Genomic DNA, 1,108 nt, shown 5'->3' with positions numbered 1-1,108 from the left:
TCGGCGACGGTATCGGGGAGACGGAGCGTCGGGCCGCCGCCTCGCTCAGTTCGATCCCCGTCGGTGACGGCACCCCACATGATCAGCGAGAGCCCCGGCACTCCCTCGAGCCGAGCGACGCCGCCCTCGAGGCCGACCCCGTAGTCGGCGTCGGTCGCCGCGAGCGCCCGTCGGGCGCGATTCTCGGCTCCCCTGACGGTTTCCTCGATCGATCGCGGCTGCTCGCTCACCCCGGAGTCGACGGCGACGGCGGTCACGGTCGGTTCGTATCGCTCGAGCGTTCGTTCGACGGCGTCGACCTTGACCGGATTCGTGCTGCCGACTGCGAGTTCCATACCGCCCGTTCGAACGGGGCGAAGTTGGAGGCTCCGTTTCGGCGTCGCGCTCCGTTTTACTGGTACGATCTCACATGATCAGTCGTCGAATTATCCAGTTTGACGGGATTTCCGGCCGGGATTTCGAAACTATTAAACCTCGAGTGTCTGAACGTGGGAGGTAACGGATCCGTCCGGGCTTTTGCGATCGGTTCGGCCGGCCAGCAATCGCCATCGTATGACTAACGCACCATCGAACACGAGAGTACGACGTAGCGAACCCGAAACGAACGAACAAGAGACCGAAAGCGAGCAAGAGGATCTGGTCTGCCCCGAGTGTGCGGGCAACCTCGTCGTCGACGACGAGCACGGCGAGACGGTCTGTGAGGATTGCGGGCTGGTCGTCGAGGAGGACTCGGTCGACCGCGGCCCCGAGTGGCGGGCCTTCGACGCCGCCGAGAAGAACGAGAAGTCCCGCGTGGGCGCGCCCACGACGAACACGATGCACGACAAGGGGCTCTCGACGAACATCGACTGGCGGAACAAGGACGCCTACGGGAACTCGCTGGGCTCCCGCCAGCGCGAGAAGATGCAGCGCCTGCGCAAGTGGAACGAACGCTTTCGCACCCGCGACTCGAAGGAGCGCAACCTGAAGCAGGCCCTCGGCGAAATCGACCGGATGGCAAGCGCGCTCGGCCTCCCGACGAACGTCCGCGAGACCGCCAGCGTCATCTACCGGCGCGCGCTCGACGAGGACCTGCTGCCGGGCCGATCGATCGAAGGCGTCTCGACGA

General features: G+C 65.3%; 2 protein-coding genes. One reads left to right on the top strand and one right to left on the bottom strand.

What is annotated here, in order from left to right; all coding sequences use genetic code 11:
* Positions 1-335, bottom strand: a 335-nt coding sequence (locus tag PGX04_RS26605) for an inosine/xanthosine triphosphatase (protein ID WP_273741244.1), incomplete at its 3' end; no start/stop codon positions are given.
* 217 nt (positions 336-552) lie between these two features.
* Between PGX04_RS26605 and PGX04_RS26600 the strand changes: the two genes are divergently transcribed.
* Positions 553-1,108 (top strand): transcription initiation factor IIB (locus PGX04_RS26600; protein WP_273741243.1); only part of this gene is annotated, 556 nt, incomplete at its 3' end.

This window comes from Natrinema soli, assembly GCF_028618695.1.
This window is presented reverse-complemented; position numbering and strand designations above follow the sequence as displayed.